Source organism: Haemophilus haemolyticus (genome assembly GCF_003493685.1).
Classification (GTDB): domain Bacteria; phylum Pseudomonadota; class Gammaproteobacteria; order Enterobacterales; family Pasteurellaceae; genus Haemophilus; species Haemophilus haemolyticus_O.
Window position 1 is genome coordinate 1 of the sequence record NZ_QQJW01000010.1, and the last position, 19802, is coordinate 19802.

Annotated in this window: 19 protein-coding genes, 4 tRNA genes and 1 pseudogene; 11 read left to right on the forward strand and 13 right to left on the reverse strand. The window is 38.2% G+C overall.

The window, feature by feature from the left end; genetic code table 11:
* Both DV434_RS07935 and purR read right to left on the reverse strand, forming a co-directional pair.
* A pseudogene (locus DV434_RS07935) lies at nucleotides 1-76 on the reverse strand (IS1595 family transposase); the annotation flags it as partial.
* Nucleotides 77-134: 58 nt separating this feature from the next.
* Entirely contained in the window at nucleotides 135-1145 is a 1011-nt protein-coding gene (gene purR, locus DV434_RS07940; protein WP_118786054.1) for an HTH-type transcriptional repressor PurR, read from the reverse strand.
* Between the two features lie 355 nt (nucleotides 1146-1500).
* On the opposite strand from purR, the gene dapD reads away from it, so the two are divergent.
* A complete protein-coding gene (dapD, locus tag DV434_RS07945; protein WP_118786055.1) occupies nucleotides 1501-2328 on the forward strand; it encodes a 2,3,4,5-tetrahydropyridine-2,6-dicarboxylate N-succinyltransferase in 828 nt (275 codons plus the stop codon).
* Between the two features lie 57 nt (nucleotides 2329-2385).
* On the opposite strand, the gene purA is transcribed toward dapD, so the two are convergent.
* Together purA and lysC are read right to left on the reverse strand one after the other, a co-directional pair.
* A complete protein-coding gene (gene purA, locus DV434_RS07950) occupies nucleotides 2386-3684 on the reverse strand; it encodes an adenylosuccinate synthase (RefSeq protein WP_118786056.1) in 1299 nt (432 codons plus the stop codon).
* 129 nt (nucleotides 3685-3813) lie between these two features.
* Nucleotides 3814-5166 carry a lysine-sensitive aspartokinase 3 gene (lysC, locus tag DV434_RS07955; protein WP_118786057.1) on the reverse strand — a complete coding sequence of 451 codons (1353 nt, stop codon included), beginning with the start codon at nucleotides 5164-5166 and terminating at the stop codon, nucleotides 3814-3816.
* Nucleotides 5167-5469: 303 nt separating this feature from the next.
* Between lysC and DV434_RS07960 the strand changes: the two genes are divergently transcribed.
* From DV434_RS07960 to DV434_RS07980, 5 genes are all read left to right on the forward strand, one after another.
* A tRNA-Met gene (locus DV434_RS07960) sits at nucleotides 5470-5546 on the forward strand.
* Between the two features lie 5 nt (nucleotides 5547-5551).
* A tRNA-Leu gene (locus DV434_RS07965) sits at nucleotides 5552-5636 on the forward strand.
* Nucleotides 5637-5664: 28 nt separating this feature from the next.
* Nucleotides 5665-5739 (forward strand) — tRNA-Gln (locus DV434_RS07970).
* A gap of 46 nt (nucleotides 5740-5785) precedes the next feature.
* Nucleotides 5786-5860 (forward strand) — tRNA-Gln (locus DV434_RS07975).
* Nucleotides 5861-6012: 152 nt separating this feature from the next.
* Nucleotides 6013-6585, forward strand: coding sequence for a DUF2726 domain-containing protein (locus DV434_RS07980; protein WP_118786058.1), 573 nt, complete (start codon nucleotides 6013-6015; stop codon nucleotides 6583-6585).
* A 93-nt stretch (nucleotides 6586-6678) separates the two neighbouring features.
* Here DV434_RS07980 and rplY read toward each other — a convergent pair whose 3' ends face one another.
* Nucleotides 6679-6966 carry a 50S ribosomal protein L25 gene (rplY, locus tag DV434_RS07985; RefSeq protein ID WP_005633680.1) on the reverse strand — a complete coding sequence of 96 codons (288 nt, stop codon included), beginning with the start codon at nucleotides 6964-6966 and terminating at the stop codon, nucleotides 6679-6681.
* Between the two features lie 226 nt (nucleotides 6967-7192).
* Between rplY and DV434_RS07990 the strand changes: the two genes are divergently transcribed.
* A complete protein-coding gene (locus DV434_RS07990; protein WP_046949531.1) occupies nucleotides 7193-7789 on the forward strand; it encodes a DedA family protein in 597 nt (198 codons plus the stop codon).
* A 70-nt stretch (nucleotides 7790-7859) separates the two neighbouring features.
* Here the strand turns inward: DV434_RS07990 and DV434_RS07995 are convergent, their stop codons facing one another.
* Nucleotides 7860-8474 (reverse strand): riboflavin synthase subunit alpha, encoded by a 615-nt coding sequence (locus DV434_RS07995; protein ID WP_118786059.1) that lies wholly within the window; start codon nucleotides 8472-8474, stop codon nucleotides 7860-7862.
* 42 nt (nucleotides 8475-8516) lie between these two features.
* Between DV434_RS07995 and hmrM the strand changes: the two genes are divergently transcribed.
* From hmrM to tyrS, 3 genes are all read left to right on the forward strand, one after another.
* Nucleotides 8517-9911, forward strand: a complete 1395-nt coding sequence (gene hmrM / locus DV434_RS08000) for a sodium-coupled multidrug efflux MATE transporter HmrM (RefSeq protein WP_118786060.1) — start codon at nucleotides 8517-8519, stop codon at nucleotides 9909-9911.
* Between the two features lie 8 nt (nucleotides 9912-9919).
* The gene (gene sfsA, locus DV434_RS08005) at nucleotides 9920-10636 is read left to right on the forward strand and encodes a DNA/RNA nuclease SfsA (RefSeq protein ID WP_118786061.1); all 717 of its coding nucleotides are present in this window, start codon (nucleotides 9920-9922) and stop codon (nucleotides 10634-10636) included.
* A 199-nt stretch (nucleotides 10637-10835) separates the two neighbouring features.
* A complete protein-coding gene (gene tyrS / locus DV434_RS08010) occupies nucleotides 10836-12023 on the forward strand; it encodes a tyrosine--tRNA ligase (protein WP_118786062.1) in 1188 nt (395 codons plus the stop codon).
* An 82-nt stretch (nucleotides 12024-12105) separates the two neighbouring features.
* On the opposite strand, the gene DV434_RS08015 is transcribed toward tyrS, so the two are convergent.
* The 7 genes from DV434_RS08015 to DV434_RS08045 all read right to left on the reverse strand — a co-directional run bounded on the left by DV434_RS08015 (nucleotide 12106) and on the right by DV434_RS08045 (nucleotide 18601).
* Entirely contained in the window at nucleotides 12106-13053 is a 948-nt protein-coding gene (locus DV434_RS08015) for a ribose-phosphate pyrophosphokinase (protein ID WP_118786063.1), read from the reverse strand.
* A 1-nt stretch (nucleotide 13054) separates the two neighbouring features.
* Nucleotides 13055-13996: a 4-(cytidine 5'-diphospho)-2-C-methyl-D-erythritol kinase gene (ispE, locus tag DV434_RS08020; RefSeq protein WP_118786077.1), complete on the reverse strand. Its 942-nt coding sequence runs from the start codon at nucleotides 13994-13996 to the stop codon at nucleotides 13055-13057.
* A gap of 11 nt (nucleotides 13997-14007) precedes the next feature.
* Nucleotides 14008-14628, reverse strand: coding sequence for a lipoprotein insertase outer membrane protein LolB (lolB, locus tag DV434_RS08025; protein ID WP_338142010.1), 621 nt, complete (start codon nucleotides 14626-14628; stop codon nucleotides 14008-14010).
* Between the two features lie 71 nt (nucleotides 14629-14699).
* Nucleotides 14700-15950: a multifunctional CCA addition/repair protein gene (locus DV434_RS08030; RefSeq protein WP_118786065.1), complete on the reverse strand. Its 1251-nt coding sequence runs from the start codon at nucleotides 15948-15950 to the stop codon at nucleotides 14700-14702.
* 6 nt (nucleotides 15951-15956) lie between these two features.
* Nucleotides 15957-16568 (reverse strand): TIGR04211 family SH3 domain-containing protein, encoded by a 612-nt coding sequence (locus DV434_RS08035; RefSeq protein WP_118786066.1) that lies wholly within the window; start codon nucleotides 16566-16568, stop codon nucleotides 15957-15959.
* 65 nt (nucleotides 16569-16633) lie between these two features.
* Nucleotides 16634-17896 carry an inorganic phosphate transporter gene (locus DV434_RS08040; protein WP_053466311.1) on the reverse strand — a complete coding sequence of 421 codons (1263 nt, stop codon included), beginning with the start codon at nucleotides 17894-17896 and terminating at the stop codon, nucleotides 16634-16636.
* Nucleotides 17897-17920: 24 nt separating this feature from the next.
* Complete coding sequence (locus DV434_RS08045; protein ID WP_118786067.1) at nucleotides 17921-18601, reverse strand: TIGR00153 family protein; 681 nt, start codon at nucleotides 18599-18601, stop codon at nucleotides 17921-17923.
* Nucleotides 18602-18734: 133 nt separating this feature from the next.
* On the opposite strand from DV434_RS08045, the gene DV434_RS08050 reads away from it, so the two are divergent.
* Nucleotides 18735-19772, forward strand: a complete 1038-nt coding sequence (locus DV434_RS08050; RefSeq protein ID WP_118786068.1) for a CYTH domain-containing protein — start codon at nucleotides 18735-18737, stop codon at nucleotides 19770-19772.
* Nucleotides 19773-19802 lie beyond the last annotated feature (30 nt).

Genomic DNA, 19802 nt, shown 5'->3' on the forward strand with positions numbered 1-19802 from the left:
TTCTTGCTGTGACACCTGCGACAAACAGTTCAATGAGTTTATTTTGTTTATGCTGACTTAAGCGACTTTTTCTCATTGGTTTATTCTAACCTAAATGGGATTTTTAGTCGTTATCTAGTACAGCCCCATAAGTTTTATAAAATTGATTTAACAGATTTTCGAATAATAAGCTCAGGGCCAATATCAATACGGCTATATTGCTGAACGCCTTGATCTTTTTGACTAATACGCTCCAATAAAATATTCACCGCCTGTCTGCCTAATCGTAGTTTCGATTGGTGAATGGTGGTTAATGGTGGTGCATAGAAACGTGAAGCATGAATATCATCATAGCCGATAATGGACATATCATCGGGCACGCGTAAGCCTTTTTCTGTCAGTGCAGAAATTGCACCTAACGCCATCACATCGTTACAACAGAATAGAGCAGTTGGTAATTCCTCTTGAGCCAGTAAACGATTCATACATTCATAACCATCTTCAGGCTCAAATGCACCTTCGAAAATCCAAGGTTCATGCACTTCAAGATTCGCATCTGCCATTGCTTTTAAAAAGCCCTCATAACGAGTTTTTGCCGTAGTTTTATTGAGTTCGCCACAAATAATACCGATTTTTTTATGACCGTACTCAATGAGGTGTTTGGTTGCTAAATATCCGCCATCAAAACTATGATCATCAATTACATCGGTATTCGCATTTGGGCCCCAATCCATTACAACCATTGGAATAGTGGAAAATGACGAAAGTAAATCCAAGGAGTCTTGCGTATATTCAGAACACATCACCAGCAAACCATCTACCCGTTTTTTCGCCAACATTTCCAAATGATTTTTGACTTTTTCAGGATCATTTTGTGTGTTACACAAAAATAAAGAATAACCTTGTCGATAGCAATGTTCTTCAACAGAATGAATGATTTCGGCAAAATACGGTGCTTCACTGGTCGTCACAATCATCCCAATGGATTTCGTGGTATTGACTTTCAAACTGCGCGCCACGGCACTGGGTGAATAGTTAAGTTGCTTAATTGCTAATAACACCGCTTCTTCCGTATCTTTTGCAACGAAGCGGGTTTTATTAATAACATGAGATACGGTTGTGGTGGACACGCCAGCCATTTTTGCGACATCTTTAATTGTTGCCATATTTCGATCCCCAAAAAATTTTGCCTATTATAAAGGTTTGTAAAAAATTTCGTTACTTTTATTGAAATTTTTTTGTAAAAGAGGTGATTTTCTAAAAACAATCTTGTTACAATGTGGCATCATTTTTAGTGAGGAGAAAAACATGAGTGATTTTGGTTATGCAATGATTGTAGTTGTATTGAGTATGTCAGTCGTTTGTGGTTTAGCGCTTTCAATTTTTTAATCAATTATGTTTTAGGATCACCGCAGTTTGTTTTAATACAAAGTGCGGTGATTTTTTTAGGTGTTTTTGCGCAGCAAGCGAAAATATGATAAAACAGATTCCATCTTATTCACACAAAACATAGGAAATACAATGTCAAACTTACAAGCAATTATTGAAGCTGCATTTGAGAATCGTGCAGAAATTACACCAAAAACCGTTGATGCAGAAACGCGCGCGGCAATTGAAGAAGTGATCGAAGGATTAGATTCGGGTAAATACCGTGTTGCAGAAAAAATTGATGGCGAATGGGTAACACATCAATGGTTAAAAAAAGCGGTTTTACTTTCATTCCGTATTAATGACAATCAAATCATTGACGGCGCAGAAACAAAATATTACGACAAAGTAGCATTAAAATTTACGGATTACACCGAAGAACGTTTTGCTCAAGAAGGTTTCCGTGTTGTGCCTTCTGCAACGGTGCGTAAAGGTGCATACATTTCTAAAAACTGCGTATTAATGCCATCTTATGTAAATATTGGTGCTTACGTTGGCGAAGGCACCATGGTCGATACTTGGGCAACGGTAGGTTCATGCGCACAAATTGGTAAAAACGTTCACTTATCTGGTGGTGTAGGCATCGGTGGCGTACTAGAACCATTACAAGCTAACCCAACCATTATCGGTGATAACTGCTTTATCGGCGCTCGTTCAGAAGTGGTTGAGGGTGTTATCGTTGAAGATGGTTGTGTTATTTCAATGGGCGTATTCATTGGTCAATCAACCAAAATTTATGATCGTGAAACCGGTGAAATTCACTACGGCCGTGTACCAGCAGGTTCTGTGGTAGTATCTGGTAGCCTTCCATCAAAATGTGGAAAATACAGCTTATACTGCGCAGTAATCGTGAAAAAAGTGGATGCAAAAACTTTAGGTAAAGTTGGCATTAACGAATTATTACGTTCTATCGAAGAATAGTAAAAAATAATAAAAAAAGACCGCACTTTTAAAAGTGCGGTCTGAAAATCAAAGAACTTAAGCCGCGAATGGATCACGTAAAATCATGGTTTCCACACGATCAGGGCCTGTTGAAAGAATATCAATTGGTACGCCAGTTACTTCTTCAATACGTTTAATATAGTTAATGCAGTTTTGTGGCAATTTATTTACATCTGTGATGCGGAAAGTATTTTCTTTCCAGCCAGGTAATGTTTCATAAATTGGTTCTATACCATCCCAATCTTTCGCCGCTAACGGTGCATATTCAACGATTTCGCCATTTGGCATTTTGTATGCAACACAGATTTTAACTTCATCAAAACCATCTAACACGTCCAGTTTGGTCATGCAGAAGCCAGAAATAGAGTTAAGTTGGATTGCACGGCGAATGGCGACGGCATCGAACCAACCACAACGACGTGGACGGCCTGTTACCGCACCAAATTCGTTACCTTTACGCGCAATTTCAGCACCCACATCATCAAATAATTCCGTTGTGAATGGGCCGCCACCTACACGAGTACAGTAAGCTTTGATGATACCAAGCACATAATCAAGATTACGCGGGCCAAAACCAGAACCGGTTGCCACACCACCAGCCGTTGTATTTGAGCTGGTTACATACGGATAAGTACCGTGGTCGATATCTAACATGGTACCTTGAGCACCTTCAAATAAAATATGCTCACCATTTTTGCGCGCTGTATCAAGAATTGTAGTGATGTCTGCCACCATACCTGTGATTACATCGGCAATTGCCATTACATCATCTAAGGTTTTTTGATAATCGACCGGTTCAACTTTGTAGTAGTTCACCAATTGGAAATTATAGTATTCAAGGATATTTTTGAGTTTTTCGGCAAAAGCTTCTTTATCAAATAAATCGCCTACGCGTAAACCACGACGAGCTACTTTATCTTCATAAGCTGGGCCAATGCCACGACCAGTTGTACCGATAGCTTTTTTACCGAGTGCTGCTTCACGGGCGTGATCCATCGCCACATGATAAGGCAAGATTAAAGGGCACGCTTCAGAAATTAATAAACGTTCACGAACTTTAATACCACGGCTTTCAAGTTCGCCCATTTCTTTCATTAATGCTTCAGGTGAAACCACAACGCCATTACCAATTAAGCAAGTTACGTTTGGATGTAACATACCAGATGGAATTAAACGTAATACGGTTTTCTCTCCATTAATGATAAGTGTATGACCTGCGTTGTGACCGCCTTGGTAACGAACTACGTATTTTACGCGATCCGTTAGAAGATCGACGATTTTCCCTTTACCTTCATCGCCCCATTGAGCGCCTAAGATAACAACACTTTTTCCCATAATTTCCGCCTTTTATTCGGTTAAATTAGTCAAATGAACAGCCGTTTACTTTACTCTTTTTCGGCTTTAATCTCAATGATATAAAAGAAAAAGTGCGGTGATTTTTCACCGCACTTTAGGCTTTCTACTTTATTCAAATAAAGATTTGTGTAATGAACGAACGACTTCGTCAGCATGTTCACTTTGCACGAGCATACAAATATTATTAGTACTTGCGCCATAACTAATCATGCGCACGTTGTAGGATTGAAGCGTATCAAAAATACGTTTTGCGACACCAGAAGCGATATGTAAGTCGTTACCGATTAATGCAACTAATGACAATCCAGTATCGACTTTTACTGAACAATATTGACGGAGTTCATCTAATAATTCAGCTGAAAGTAATTCCGCACCTGAAGATGCGGAGCCAGTTTTGTCTAATGTCAATGCAACGCTCACTTCTGATGTGGTGATAGTATCCACTGAAATTTTGTGTTTAGCCAAAATGTTAAATACATTCGCTAAGAAACCTTGCGCATGCAGCATACTTAAGCTTGAAAGAGTGAGTAAAGTTTGATCTCGGCGTAGTGCGATAGCACGGAAAGTTGGACGAGGCTGAGGATCGCGAGTAACCCAAGTTCCGCCCGCTTCTGGTGCTTTACTTGAACCCACATAAACCGGGATATTGCTGCGTACAGCAGGGAGCAATGTGGCCGGGTGTAGCACTTTTGCGCCAAAGGTTGCCATTTCAGCTGCTTCAGCAAAGCTCATTGTGTCGATGCGTTGTGCAGCAGGAACAATGCGTGGATCGGTTGTGTAAATACCGGCAACATCAGTCCAAATTAAAACGTCTTTTGCATTTAATACTTCTGCTAACAAGGCAGCAGAGTAGTCACTACCGCCACGGCCTAATGTGGTTGTTTTACCGCTTGGTTCACGTCCGATAAAACCTTGGGTGATGACTAATTCGCCGCGGTCTATTAATGGTTTTAAAATGCTATCGCTGTTTGATTGAGTTTGTTCATCATTTGGTGCGGCTTTACCAAAATGGTTATTGGTTGCAATAATTGTACGTACATCAACCCAAGTGCCCGATGCGTTTTGTTCACGTAAAATCTCAATAAAGATTTGAGTGGACATCATTTCACCGTGGCTGATGAGTTCATCGGTTAATGCGGGAGAGGTTGCAAGGCTAGCAGCTTCAGAAAGTGCGGTAATATTTTCAAGATATTTTTCAATAATCGGACGAACACGGCTGTCGTCTTTTAATTCATTCAAAATATTCTCTTGAATTTGACGGATTTCACCAATTAATTTTTCACGTTCTGTCGCTTCTACACCATTTGCTAACGCGACTAATAAATTCGTCACCCCAGCTGATGCAGAAAGCACGACTACGCGTGTATTTGGATCAGCGATGACAATTTTTGCACAAGCTGTCATTGCTGCATGGTTGGCTACAGATGTTCCGCCAAATTTGGCGACTGAGAGATGGGACATAAGATACTCCTTGATGTTGTGTTTTTAGAATAATGAACATTAGAAATAACGATTTAGGCATTTTTTGTCAAATAAATTTTAATTAAAAATAAATAGATGAGCGAGTAAAAGAGAAATAGCGATTAAAGTGCTAAAAAAGCCAATATGATATTGTAGAAATGTATAAAAAATAGTTGATGTGTTTTATTAATAATCAAATGAAAAGGAAAATCCAAATATTTTAAAAAAAGTATTTGACGAGTATAGTCAAAATCAGCATAATACGCCCCGCAAAGCCGATATGGTTAGGCAAATTAAGGTAATGGCTACATAGCTCAGTTGGTTAGAGCACAACACTCATAATGTTGGGGTCGCAAGTTCGAATCTCGCTGTAGCCACCAAATTTGCGGGACTGGCGAAATTGGTAGACGCACCAGATTTAGGTTCTGGCGCCGAGAGGTGTGTGGGTTCAAGTCCCTCGTCCCGCACCATTTATCGCTTTGTAAGTCAAATAGTAGTTGGGGTATCGCCAAGCGGTAAGGCACCGGGTTTTGATCTCGGCATCCCTAGGTTCGAATCCTAGTACCCCAGCCATACTATCAAATAAATCTTCTTTATATCTAATCAAAGATTTTTCTGTTGGGGTATCGCCAAGCGGTAAGGCACCGGGTTTTGATCTCGGCATCCCTAGGTTCGAATCCTAGTACCCCAGCCATATTTTTTAAATTCTCATAGTTCTAATAAAAGCTAGTTTTTTTGCCTTATTTAAGGTTTTTTTGCGATCCAGATCCCAAACACGCTTATTTGTAATATGAAGTAATATTCTATTAATGCTATCTTGTTTTCCTGTTCATTTAGGAGAGCAATATGGAATTTTCTTTACAATACATCACTATTTTCATTTTTGTTATTTTATTTTTAGTTGGCTTATTTTCATCTAAATCGAGATCAACTCGTCGTAATGCAAAGAAGAGTCGTCTTTATCTTTCGACAGAAAACAAAATTAATATTGTGAATAAAAATGATCATCTTGATGTCGTTATATTGGGTAAGTATAAAAGAAAAGCCTTGATGAATAAGAGTGAATATCAACTTTTTCTTCGTTTAGAAAAGTTGTTGTCTAAAGGTTATCAAGAGTTCCGTTTATTTACTCAGGTTTCAATGGGAGAGTTTTTAGAATCAATAGATAAAGAGGCCCATTTTGCGATAAATAGTAAACGAGTAGATTTTTTGATTGTAGATAAGAACGGCTATGCCGTAATAGTAATTGAATATCAAGGGCAGGGACATTATCAGGATAATGCGGCGAAGCGTGATGCAGTGAAACGGGAGGCTTGTCGAAAGGCAGGAGTGATTTTTTTAGAATTTCAGCCAAACTATGGAAAAGCAGAATTAGAATTTGTTGGTGAAAATTTAAAACGTTATTTGATAAAAAATTAAAGTTTAGGTATTTATTGAGAAATAATTAAAATACTCAGAACAAAAAAGCTAAGACTGATATCTTAGCTTTTTTACTTTGTTCAAACTTGTGAATTACGCGCGTTTGAAGTCAATGTGAACCAATTTTGGTTTGAATGGGTGACGTTGCATTGCTTGTACTTTAACTGCAACTTCTTTACCACCGATCACTAAAGTGATCACTTCAGAATAGAAAGATTCATGTGCTTGCGCGTTGTTTAATTCATCGTGGTTTAAGATGATTGAAACTGGCTCTTCGCTGCCACCATAAACGATTGCAGGGATTTGACCATTATGACGCAGGCGGCGGCTCGCACCCTTACCTTGCGCTGTACGAACTTCAGCGTTAAATTTAAATGCCATTTTAATGTTCTCTTTAAATTAATGTTAAAAGAAAGAAAATTACAGGCGACCCAGCAATTTTCCAAATACTGTTCTCAAAGAATAAGCACTGAGCCACGCTTTGAGACGGCGAATTATAGAATATCCCTCTTTTCAAAGCAAACTTTTTCTAGGTTTTTTACCCTGAAAAGATTAGAATGCTTAGCAGTTTTTTACGATATTCATTAAAAAATAAAGTAGGAAGATTATGGAATTTCTGATTGGATTTTTTACTGATTACGGCTATTGGGCTGTTCTTTTTGTTTTAATTATTTGTGGATTTGGTGTGCCGATTCCAGAAGATATTACCTTGGTTTCAGGTGGTGTCATTGCTGGGCTTTATCCAGAAAGCGTTAATTCACATTTAATGTTACTTGTCAGTATGCTTGGCGTACTTGCGGGCGACTCCACCATGTATTGGCTTGGTCGTATTTATGGCACAAAAATTTTACGTTTTCGCCCAATGCGTAAAATCGTGACATTACAACGCTTAAGAATGGTGCGTGAAAAATTCAGCCAATATGGCAACCGTGTGTTATTTGTCGCACGTTTTTTACCTGGTTTACGTGCCCCAATTTATATGGTTTCTGGCATTACTCGCCGTGTAAGTTACACACGTTTTGTCTTAATTGATTTCTGTGCTGCTATCATTTCTGTGCCAATTTGGGTTTATTTAGGCGAACTGGGCGCAAAAAATTTAGACTGGTTACATGCTCAAATTCAAAAAGGTCAAATGGTTATTTATGTGCTTATCGCTTTGCTTGCCCTATTCCTTTTCTGGAAATGGAAAAAATCGAAAAAATAAGCAAAGTAATCAAACAAAAGAGCGGTTAAAAAATTATGTGTTTTTTTAACCGCTCTTTTATTTCAATAGACTATAAATTTCTCGCTTTCAGATAATTTTCCACGGTATCCACAATGGCTTGCGTTTGTGGATCAATTTCGATATTCACAATATCGCTCACTTTACGCTGCCCCATTAAGGTTCGTTGTAAAGTTTCAGGAATTAAATTCACACAAAATTGTGAACCTTTTACTTCGCCAATAGTCAGGCTAATACCATCTATCGCAACAAATCCTTTCGTTAAAATGTATTTCATTACATCTGCACTTGGTAGCTCGAACCAAATTTGTCGGTTATTTTCACTGGCGATAATATCTGAAATTTTTGCGGTGCAATAAATATGACCAGATAATAAATGCCCGCCAATTTCCGTTCCCATTTGCATAGCTCGTTCAATATTCACATGATCGCCTACTTTCAACAAACCAAGATTCGTAATTCTTAAGGTTTCTTGCATGAGATCAAAGCTAACCAGATCGTCGTTGACTTCAGTCACGGTTAAACATACACCATTATTTGCCACCGATGCGCCGATTTCTAGGTCTTTACGCATTTCAGGTGGTAATTTTACCACTTGTGTTCTAAAATTAGCCTTTTCTGTAATTGAATGAATAGGCGCAGTGTCTTGTACAATTCCGGTAAACATATTTTCTCCTTTTCTAAAAATTTTTCTTAGTATATCAAATTTATGAATTTTCGTCTTTTATCCCAATATCACGCTGATATTAAAAAATTAATTAAAATCTCTTTACCCATTTTGTTAGCGCAAATCGCACAAAACTCAATGGGATTAGCGGATACCATTATGGCTGGTCGCGTGAGTTCCACTGATATGGCTGCAATTTCTGTTGGCGCGTCTATTTGGATGCCATTAGTGCTTTTCGGTCAAGGATTATTATTAGCGCTGCCGCCGACAATTTCTTATTTAAATGGTTCAGGCCAACGCCATCGCATTGCCCATCAAGTTCGCCAAGGCATTTGGCTTGTGTTAGGCGTGAGTTTTCCTTTAGGCTTGCTGATTTATTTCTGTGAAATTCCGCTGCAATATATGCAAATGGAAAGCAAAATGTCAGATTTAGCGCGCGATTATTTACACGCGATGTTGTGGGGATTACCTGCTTATTTAATGCTGATTAATTTTCGTTGTTTAAATGATGGTATTGCCAAAACCAAGCCTGCGATGGTCATTACCTTTTTAGGTTTACTGCTGAATATTCCGCTTAATTACATTTTTATTTATGGAAAATTTGGTATGCCTGCTTTTGGGGCGGTGGGCTGTGGTATTGCGACAGCCATTGTGAACTGGGCAATGTGCTTAATGATGATGTTCTATTCCTACACGAATTCTCAAGAACGTTCTCTAAAAGTATTTAGCCAATTAATTGAAATGCCGAATCCCAAAACGCTTAAAAAACTACTGCGTTTAGGCTTGCCCATTGCTATTGCACTTTATTGTGAAGTGGCGTTATTTGCCCTCACTTCGTTAATGCTTTCTCCGCTGGGCTCAACCATTGTAGCGAGCCATCAAATTACATTGAATACCAGCTCTTTCATTTTTATGTTCCCCCTGTCAATTGGTATGGCAACAACGATTTTAGTCGGACAAGCATTGGGAGCTGGCTCACCACAAAATGCGAAAAAAATGAGCTATGCCGCATTATTATTAGGACTAACGGTGACAATCATTACCGCATTAATTACGATTTTCTTCCGTTATGAAATTGCCTCTATTTTCGTAACCGATGAAATTGTCATCTCCATGGCGGCAAATTTATTATTATTTGCCGCACTTTATCAATTTTCAGATACTATCCAAATGGTGGTTGGCGGCATTTTACGGGGCTATAAAGATACCAAAGTCATTTTATATATTACCCTTTTCTCTTATTGGGTAATTGGTGTCCCACTTGGTTATACGCTTGGTCGTACAGATTGGCTTGTGCCACACATTGATGCGAAAGGTTTCTGGATTGCCTTTGTGGTCTCACTCACTTTCGCGGCGATCTTACTTTCTTTGAGAATGAAAAAAATGCAAGCCATGAGCAATAACGCCATTTTACAACGTTTAGAAAAACTCAAATAAGGAACTTTATGCAACTTCCAGCTTTACAATCGGCGACATTAATTCGTCGCTATAAACGCTTTCTTGCGGATATTGAACTGCCAACTGGTGATGTTATGACAATTCATTGCGCCAATACAGGCGCGATGACTGGCTGCGGTGAAAAAGGCGACACAATTTGGTATTCACATTCCGATAGCCAAACCCGTAAATATCCTCATTCTTGGGAACTCACTCAACTTGAGAATGGACAACTTTGCTGTATCAATACCCATCGTTCTAATCAGCTTGTCTTTGAAGCACTGCAAAATAAGAAAATCAAAGAATTGGCAATGTATGATGAAATTTATCCTGAAGTGAAATACGGCGAAGAAAATAGCCGAATTGATTTCTTACTAAAAGGCGAGGGTTTGCCTGATTGTTATGTAGAAGTGAAATCCATCACCTTAGTGAAAGGAAATTTAGGCATGTTCCCCGATGCGGTTACTACGCGTGGGCAAAAACATGTCCGTGAATTACTCGCAATGAAAAAACAAGGTCATCGTGCAGTAGTACTATTTGCTGGGTTACATAATGGTTTTGATCGTTTCAAAATCGCAGAATATATCGATCCCGAATACGATCGCTTATTAAAAGAAGCAATGGAACAAGGTGTTGAAGCCTATGCTTATGCGGGTAAATTTGAAATTTCTAATGGAATCCCTACCGCACTTTCCTTAACAGAATCGGTGCCTTATATAAAATAATATTTTTTTTGAGAATTATTTTCATTTAGTTATTGACAAGGTTATTGATAACAATTATCATCTAATTATTCCAACAACAATATTAGATAATCACTCCAACATTCCCGCCTATTTCCCCACAAATAGGCGTTTTTTTTATTCACAAATCGCCAAGAATCCCTATAATAAAACCTTTCAAAAACATAATTAGGAAATAATAATGACTGACATTAATACCGTTCTCGCGGAACTAAAGCGCGGTACTGATGAAATCCTTTCAGAAGCGGATTTAATCGAAAAACTGAAAGAAAATCGCCCATTAAAAGTAAAATTAGGCGCCGATCCAACCGCACCAGATATTCATTTAGGGCATACCGTTGTATTAAACAAATTACGTCAATTTCAACAACTCGGTCATGAAGTCTATTTCTTAATTGGTGATTTCACAGGAATGGTGGGCGATCCATCGGGCAAAAATGCTACGCGTCCTCCACTCAGCCGTGAAGATGTATTGCGCAATGCTGAAACCTATAAAGAGCAAATTTATAAAATTCTCGATCCACAAAAAACCAAAATCGTCTTCAACTCTGAATGGTTAAGTAAACTTGGTACAGAAGGTATGATTCGTCTTGCAAGCAACTACACCGTTGCGCGTATGCTTGAACGTGACGACTTCAAAAAACGCTTTGGCAACAATCAACCCATTGCCATCCATGAATTTATTTATCCATTACTGCAAGGCTACGATTCTGTTGCATTAGATGCAGATGTAGAACTAGGTGGTACAGACCAAAAATTCAACTTACTTGTTGGTCGTGAATTACAAAAATCAGCAGGAAAAAAACCACAGGTTGCGATTACACTCCCATTACTCGTTGGCTTAGACGGCGAGAAAAAAATGTCCAAATCACTTGGTAACTATATCGGCGTAACGGAAGCACCAAGAGATATGTTCGGTAAAGTGATGTCCATTTCCGATGAACTCATGTGGGATTGGTATAACCTTCTTTCATTCCGTCCATTAAGTGAAATTGCACAATTAAAATCGGAAGTAGAAAACGGCAAAAATCCTCGTGATGTAAAAATCTTACTAGCAAAAGAATTAATTGCACGTTTCCACAACGAAGAGGCAGCAAACGCCGCAGAACAGGAATTTATTAATCGTTTCCAAAAAGGCGCAATGCCTGATGAGATGCCAGAATTTACGTTCTCTGGCGAAATTGGTTTAGCTACTTTATTAAAAGAAGCGGGACTTGTTCCTTCCACTTCCGAAGCAATTCGTTCTGCTCAACAAGGCGGAGTGAAAATCAACGGCGAAAAAGTAGATAACGTGAAAGACAATGCACCAAAAGGTACAAATGTTTACCAAGTGGGTAAACGAAAATTTGCTCGTGTAACGATTGAATAAAGTAGATACAGTTAAATAAAGTAAATAAAAAAATACCGCACTTTGGCAATAAAAGTGCGGTATTTTTTATTGAAATTTTAATTTAGTTAAACATCGCAGAAATAGATTCTTCGTTGCTAATACGACGAATAGCTTCTGCTAGCATGGAAGAAAGTGTAAGCACGCGAACTTTACCGATCGCTTGCATTTCTTCTGATAGTGGAATGGTGTCAGTCACAACAATTTCATCAATGGCATCGCTGGCTAAGTTTTTGGCTGCAGCGCCAGAGAAAACGGCGTGAGTTGCATAAGCAAAAACGCGTTTTGCACCACGTTCTTTTAATGCTTCTGCCGCTTTACAAAGCGTACCGCCAGTATCAATCATATCATCAACCAAAATACAATCACGGTCTGCAACATCACCGATAATATGCATCACTTGTGCTACGTTTGCACGAGGGCGACGTTTGTCAATAATGGCCATATCAGTATCATTTAATAATTTCGCTACAGCACGAGCACGTACAACGCCACCAATATCTGGAGAAACAACAATAGGGTTTTCAAGATCAGACTTTTTCAAAATATCGTGAATTAAAACCGGAGAACCAAATACGTTGTCTACTGGAACATCAAAGAAGCCTTGAATTTGTTCTGCGTGTAGGTCGCAGGTTAATACACGGTCAATACCAACAGTTGAAAGTAAATCTGCTACAACTTTAGCAGTAATTGGCACACGAGCAGAACGAACACGACGATCTTGGCGAGCATAGCCGAAATAAGGAATCACGGCAGTAATACGACCAGCAGACGCTCGACGTAATGCATCTACCATCACAATCAATTCCATCAAGTTATCATTGGTTGGTGCACAAGTTGATTGGATGATAAATACATCCGCACCACGCACATTTTCATTGATTTGAACTTGAATTTCACCGTCGCTGAAACGTGCGACCGTCGCATCGCCTAGTGAAATATATAAACGTTCAGAAATACGTTTTGCAAGTTCAGGTGTTGCATTACCCGCGAAGAGTTTAATGTCAGGCATTTTATAAAACCTCAGGTTTAGATTGTCGATGAGTATAAGTTGATGATAGCTGCTTCAACATTGCGTGCAAGGGAGAAACATTGAGTCCTTTCGCGACAAAACCAAAAAATGCTTTTGGTTTTTGTCTAAATACCGCTTGAGCCTCTGCTTCATGATCAAATTCAGCAAAAACACATGCTCCCGTTCCTGTTAATCTTGCCGGCGCATATTGTAGCAACCAGTTTAACGCTTTTTCAACGTTTGAATAATGATTTATCACAACTTTTTCGCAATCGTTTACGTAAGATTCGCTCAAAAGTTGTTCTAGGGATTTTTTCGGTGTATTACGTGGTAAATTTGGATCTTGAAATATCACAGCCGTCGATATTGAATCATCAGGTTTTAATACAACAAACCATTTTTCGGCAGGTTCACAATAAGTGATTTTTTCCCCGACACCTTCAGCAAAAGCAGCGTGTCCATGTACAAATATTGGCACATCCGCGCCTAGTGTTAATCCTAATTTTGCCAGTTCATCAATGGATAAATTGGCTTGCCATAAATAATTTAACGCGACTAATGCGGTTGCTGCATTGGATGAACCACCACCAACACCGCCTCCCATTGGAAGAATTTTGTCTAAATGAATATTTGCACCCAATTGAATATTGGCTTTTTCTTGTAAAAGTTTTGCAGCTCGATAAATCAGATTATCTTCCGTTTTTAGATTTGGAATTTCTGGCGTTAAAACAATTTGATTATCTTCTTCACGGATACTCATTTCTAACCAATCGCCAAAATCTAAAAATTGGAAAAGTGTTTGTAATTCATGATAGCTGTTTGGCAATTTTCCGTTGATATAAAGAAATAAATTCAGTTTGGCTGGGCTAGGGAAGCGCAATGGCTTCCCATTTGATTGTGTTGTATTTTGACAAAGTGCGGTAGAAAATTGATGTGATTTCATTAATGTATTCATTAGTAAATCCACTCATCCACGCGAATTTTTAGAGTTTGTTTCGTGCTGTCATTTTTTAGCAGAATATTTTCAGGCATCAAATTATTTGAGTGATAAGTGAGATAATCCGCTGTCCATTGAGAACCATCCACATGATAAGTAAATGTGCCAAGTAAATGGTTGGTGCCAACTTGATAATCCGCGTTCATTGCCGGTTGGCCTTTCAACCAATAAGCTAAATGTTCTAATGGCACATCCATGCCAATGATCTCTTGTAATAATAGTTTCGCATTGGCTGCAGATTGTTGATTACCGTTGTTATCGGAAATTGTCATACCGCTTTGATGCATTTGAATCCAAAGGGTAGATTTACTGATTAAAGAATAGAGTTTAAGCGTATAAGATTTTGGGTTTTGGTATTGCCATTCAAAGCGGCTAGAAAAACGTTCTGTAGGACTGATATAACCAATTTGTCCTTTGGCTTGATAGGATTGAATTTTTTGAATCTTTTGTAGATGCTGTTGCCATGTAGCGTCAGTTTTATCGATGTATTGCACGTTAACTGGACGTTCAGCATCCATCGTACAGGCTGTAAGTATGCTGGTTACAAAAAGTGCGGTGAGAAATTTAAACGTTTTCATATTATTCATCAAGTTAATAAGCTCGCGTATTTTAAGGATTTAGTTTAATTGAGTAAAGTTACTTTTATTTGTTAATTTTTAGGGTAATTTGCTTTTGTTTGTTTAACCGCTAAGATTCTTCGTTTCGTTAATTCATTTCTGATTTCTTGTTTCTCAAATCCATCTGCAATAACTTGCTGTACATCTACTTCATTTGCCGCATGTAATAATTGATTGATGTAATCTATTTGTGGATAGTCTTTATTTTCAAAACTAGTTCTACCTCGAGTATCAGCTAGACATACTTGTAGAAATTCTTGAAAGCGTTGTGGTTTTCTCCACACATCAAAACGATTAAACAGAGTTATGACGGTTTCAGCTCGAAGCTCAAAGGCTTTGTGAATATGTGTGTGAAATTCACAAGTCAGTTCTGCAAGTTCTTGAAAATAACTTGGGACTTTCAAGCGTTTGCACAATGATCTAGTCGGTTTTATGCCAGCTTGTTCATGCCCATAATGATGAGGAAGAATATTTTGAGGCGTAAGAGCCTTGCCAAGATCATGACAAATTGCCGCAAAACGGACCGCACTTTTATTTAGGATAGGGTTATTTTCAGTCAAATTAACCGCTTGTTTTAATACCAACATGGTATGAATAAAACTATCTACTTCTGGATGATGTTTTACTGGATTTGGTACACCATAAAGGGCATTGATTTCAGGAAATAAAACGCTTAATGCGCCTGTTTTATGTAAAGTTTCAAAATAAATTTCAGGATTTTTTTCGTTTAAGGCTTTTTCTGTTTCTAGCCAAACGCGTTCCGCCGTGAGATGTTGTAATTCTCCCGATTGGGCAAGTTCCGCCATTAGGGATAGTGTTTCTGATGCGATTTTAAAACCGAGGGAATGATAACGAGCAGCAAAGCGTGCCACGCGCAATACTCGTAAAGGATCTTCTGAAAAAGCGGGAGAAATATGGCGCAAAATTCGATTTTCTAAATCTTGTTTTCCGCCATAAGGATCAATAATTTCACCGTCTTCGCTTTGAGCCATGGCGTTAATAGTGAGATCTCGTCGAATTAAATCTTGTTCTAATGTAATTGTTGGGGAGAAATCACAAATAAAGCCCGTGTAACCTACGCTAGATTTACGTTCTGTTCGGGCAAGCGCATATTCTTCTTTTGTTTTAGGATTGAGAAAAACTGGAAAATCTTTGCCTACTTGCTGATAACCGAGAGAGAGTAGTGTAGATGGCTCAGCGCCTACCACAATCCAATCACGATCTTTTACTGGTAACCCCAATAATTGATCGCGAACAGCTCCACCAACCAAATAAACTTTCATTCGTGATTATGCCCAACCATCACGACGGCGACGTTTTGGTAACACATAAGGAATGAGCAAACCTAAGAGTAAGCCTACACCCAATACTGAACCGCCATAAATAAACCATTGAATCGCAATTTCTCGTTTACCAGCATCAAGCATCGCTTCTAAATCACGATTTTTATTTTTGGTCATTTCAAGTTCACGCTTCAATTGTGAATTTTGTTCTAAAAGATCCGCACTTTGTTGTTCAGCTTGTTTGGTTCGACGTTGCATTTCTACAGTACGTTGTTGCCAATCGCCATCTAAACGACTAAGTTTTAAGGTTAATTCTTGGACTTGAGCTTTTAATTTTGGATTTTCTTCTTTACTACTTGGTGTGCTACTTAAGTCTGAATTTAAAATCCAAGCTTCACGATTTTTACTGTCACGAATGAGTGTGTATTTTCCTTGGCGATCTAATATATTCACGGCTTCGCCCGCTTGAATTGAACCTGCAATTTTAAATTGTTCACCAGCACCACGGCGTAAGAACGTACTGAGATTTTCAGTAACATATTGGGTTTCCGCATAAGCAACATTTATTGATGTGCTTAAAAGTAAAGATGAGATTAAGGCTTTGTATATCTTTTTCATTTTTTCCCCTTAAACATCACAACAAAAGTGCGGTTAAAATTAACCGCACTTTTTATTGAGATCAATTAATTAAAGATAGTTCTTAGCACATAGAAAATAATGATGGCGAAAAATGCACCTGCTGGTAATGTGACAATCCAAGAACTAATGATATTTCGGATCACCGTTAAATTGAGTGCTGCGATACCACGTGCAAAACCGATACCTAAAATTGCCCCAACAAGTGTTTGTGTTGTTGAGATCGGCAAGCCTGTACCTGATGCAACTACAACCGTCATCGCAGTAGCAAATTGAGCGGCAAAGCCACGGCTTGGGGTTAAATCAGTGATCCCAGAGCCAACAGTCGCCATTACTTTTTGTCCCATAGTAATTAAGCCCACAGCAATACCTAATGCACCTAATGGTAAAATCCACCAAGTTAAGGCTCCACCTGAAACAATTTTACCGCCTTCATTTACAATAGAGACCACTGCAGAAAGAGGGCCAATTGCATTGGCTACATCATTTGAACCATGAGCGAAAGCCATCGCACAAGCGGTTAATAACATTAAAATACTGAAGACTTTTTCTACTGCACCAAAAGTGCCTTTGTTTGCTGATTGAGTGAAGGTTTTGCTTTTAAAATAGAAGTGAAAAAATAGCATGCCAATAAGGCTGATAACAAGTGAAATAAGTAGCGTTTCTTTACCTGAAAGATTTAAACCAACGTGTTTTAAACCTTTTGTCATTGTTACGATACAAAGCACAAATACGGTAATCGCCATATAATAAGGACCATATTTTTGTGCATTTTTTAGTGGTTGTTCGGTATCGAAAATAAGTTTTTGCGTACTTGCAAAGATTGCATAGGCGAGAATACCTGCAATGACAGGCGTGATGAACCAGCTACCAACAATGCTACCAATATTTGACCAATCTACTGCGCCTGGACCAATCGTAATGCACGCAAATCCAATAATTGCACCGATGATCGTATGAGTCCCTGAAACTGGCCATCCCATTTTGGTTGCAATAAATAACCAAGCACCCGATGCAAATAAGGTTGAAAGCATACCTAGAGCTAAAATATCTGGCGTATCGACAAATTGCATTGGATCGATTACACCACTTTTAATGGTTTCTGTTACTTCACCACCAGCTAGATAGGCACCAGCTGATTCAAAAATTAACGCAATAATAATTGCTTGTTTGGCTGTTACGGTACCAGATCCTACGGATGTTCCCATTGAGTTTGAGACATCATTCGCTCCAATTCCGAATGCCATAAAAAAGCCAAAGGCTGCTGTGATCCACACCAACCAAGAACCATATTGACTAATAATTTCCATAGTTTATTTCCTATGTTTTGTTGATTATGAACGCGCGAGCATTAATTCTATACGCGAGCCAACACGTTGTGCTTGGTCAGCCAAAACGCCAACCCATTCAATAATTTTATATAAGAACATTACATCAATTGGATTATAACGGCTTTCGATGGTGTGAAGCATTTTACGCAATTTGATCTGCATTTGGTCTGTATCATCTTCAATTGAATCAAGTTCTTGAATCATATCATTGACTAATTTGAGTTCACGGCCTTTAAAACCGGTTTCTAAAAGTTGATCCATTTCTTCGATTACTCGATGAGCTTGATGAATGGCATCTAAACTACGTTTTACGTAATGTAAGAATTCTTCCTGCATTTCTTCAGGAATACCAAATTGACGACCTATCATACGGCCTGCAATATCTTTGGCATAATTGGCAAGTTTATCTTGTTGAGTGACTAATTCTAATAAATCAGTACGATCGATAGGTAAGAATAAACCACGTGGCAATTTCAAACGGATTTCGCGTTTCAATGTGTCTGCTTCACGTTCACGCTGAGAGATTTCTAAGCGTTTTTCTTCCGCTTTTTCCCAATCCTTTGAGAAAGTCGTTTGAAAAAAAGGAATTAAAAGATCGCTACATTCAGTGACTTTTTCCGAATGCTTTTGCAATGGTTTTAAAGGCGAATGGGCAAATAATCCGAGAATATTATTCATTGCCATAGGTGATTTACTCCAAATTAAGGGGTTAAAAATTCGTGCGCATATTACCTGATTTCTTGATAAATTACACGAAAAAGATCTTGATTTGCGATAGTTTATCTGTATATTTGAACAGATGGTGTGGAGGGATAAAATGAATAATGAAATTGAATTGAAATTAGCTATATCTAAAAAGATTGCTGACAGTTTGCCACAATATCTTGCAAAATTTACGATTTTAGATCATCAAGATTTATTTTTGGGTAATACTTATTATGATTATCCAGATCATTTTCTTGCTAAACAAAAGATGGGATTACGTATTCGTCAAGAAGATCAAGAAGTTACATTAACGCTTAAAACTAACGGCGAAGTTGTTGGTGGATTGCATAGTCGTCCAGAATATAATTTATCATTAACCGAAAAAGAAACTCCAACCAATGCCCAATTAAGAGGGCTTTATCCTTTTGAACAATTACCTAGTTCTACACTACAACCTATTTTCTCCACAGATTTTAACCGCACTTTTTGGTTAGTTGAATTTCAACAATCCAAAATTGAAGTGGCTTTCGATCAAGGTAAAATTATTGCAGGCGAATTTGAGCAACCTATTTGTGAAATAGAGTTTGAATTGAAATCTGGTAATGTGCAGGATCTTTTTGATTTTGTGGAAATTTTGCCTTTCGAAAGAGATATTTATTTTAGTAGCGCAAGTAAAGCGAAGCGGGGTTATTTGCTGGGCTCAAAACAATTTTTGACGGATTGGCTAAATAAATGGCGTGATTTCTTAAAAGAAGAACGAGAAGAAAGTGCGGTAAATTTTTGTGCAAAATTTAATTCCGTGTTGAAAATGGAACAGAAACTTTTGGAAGAAACTTTATCCTTTTCTCCCGCACTTTTTAGCCAAGATTTTATGAAAACAGTGGAGCGAGTTGGGGCATTTTTTAATCTTTATCATTATTATGATGAAAATGGAAAAATCCTAGACGCGGTGGCAACAGAAAAACAAAAAGAAACGCTCTTACCAGCTTTGTTAGAAAGCAATCAGAAAATTTTTGCTGAAATTCGTGATTTGATTCGTTTTCATAGTGAAACGAAAGACAATGAAAAAACTATTGAAAAATTGACCGCACTTTTGAAAAGTCGAGTTTATTTTGAGCGAATGATCAAATTAATGAGATTTTCGGCATAATGCGAATCAACCGTGCAAATGGGTAAGCTA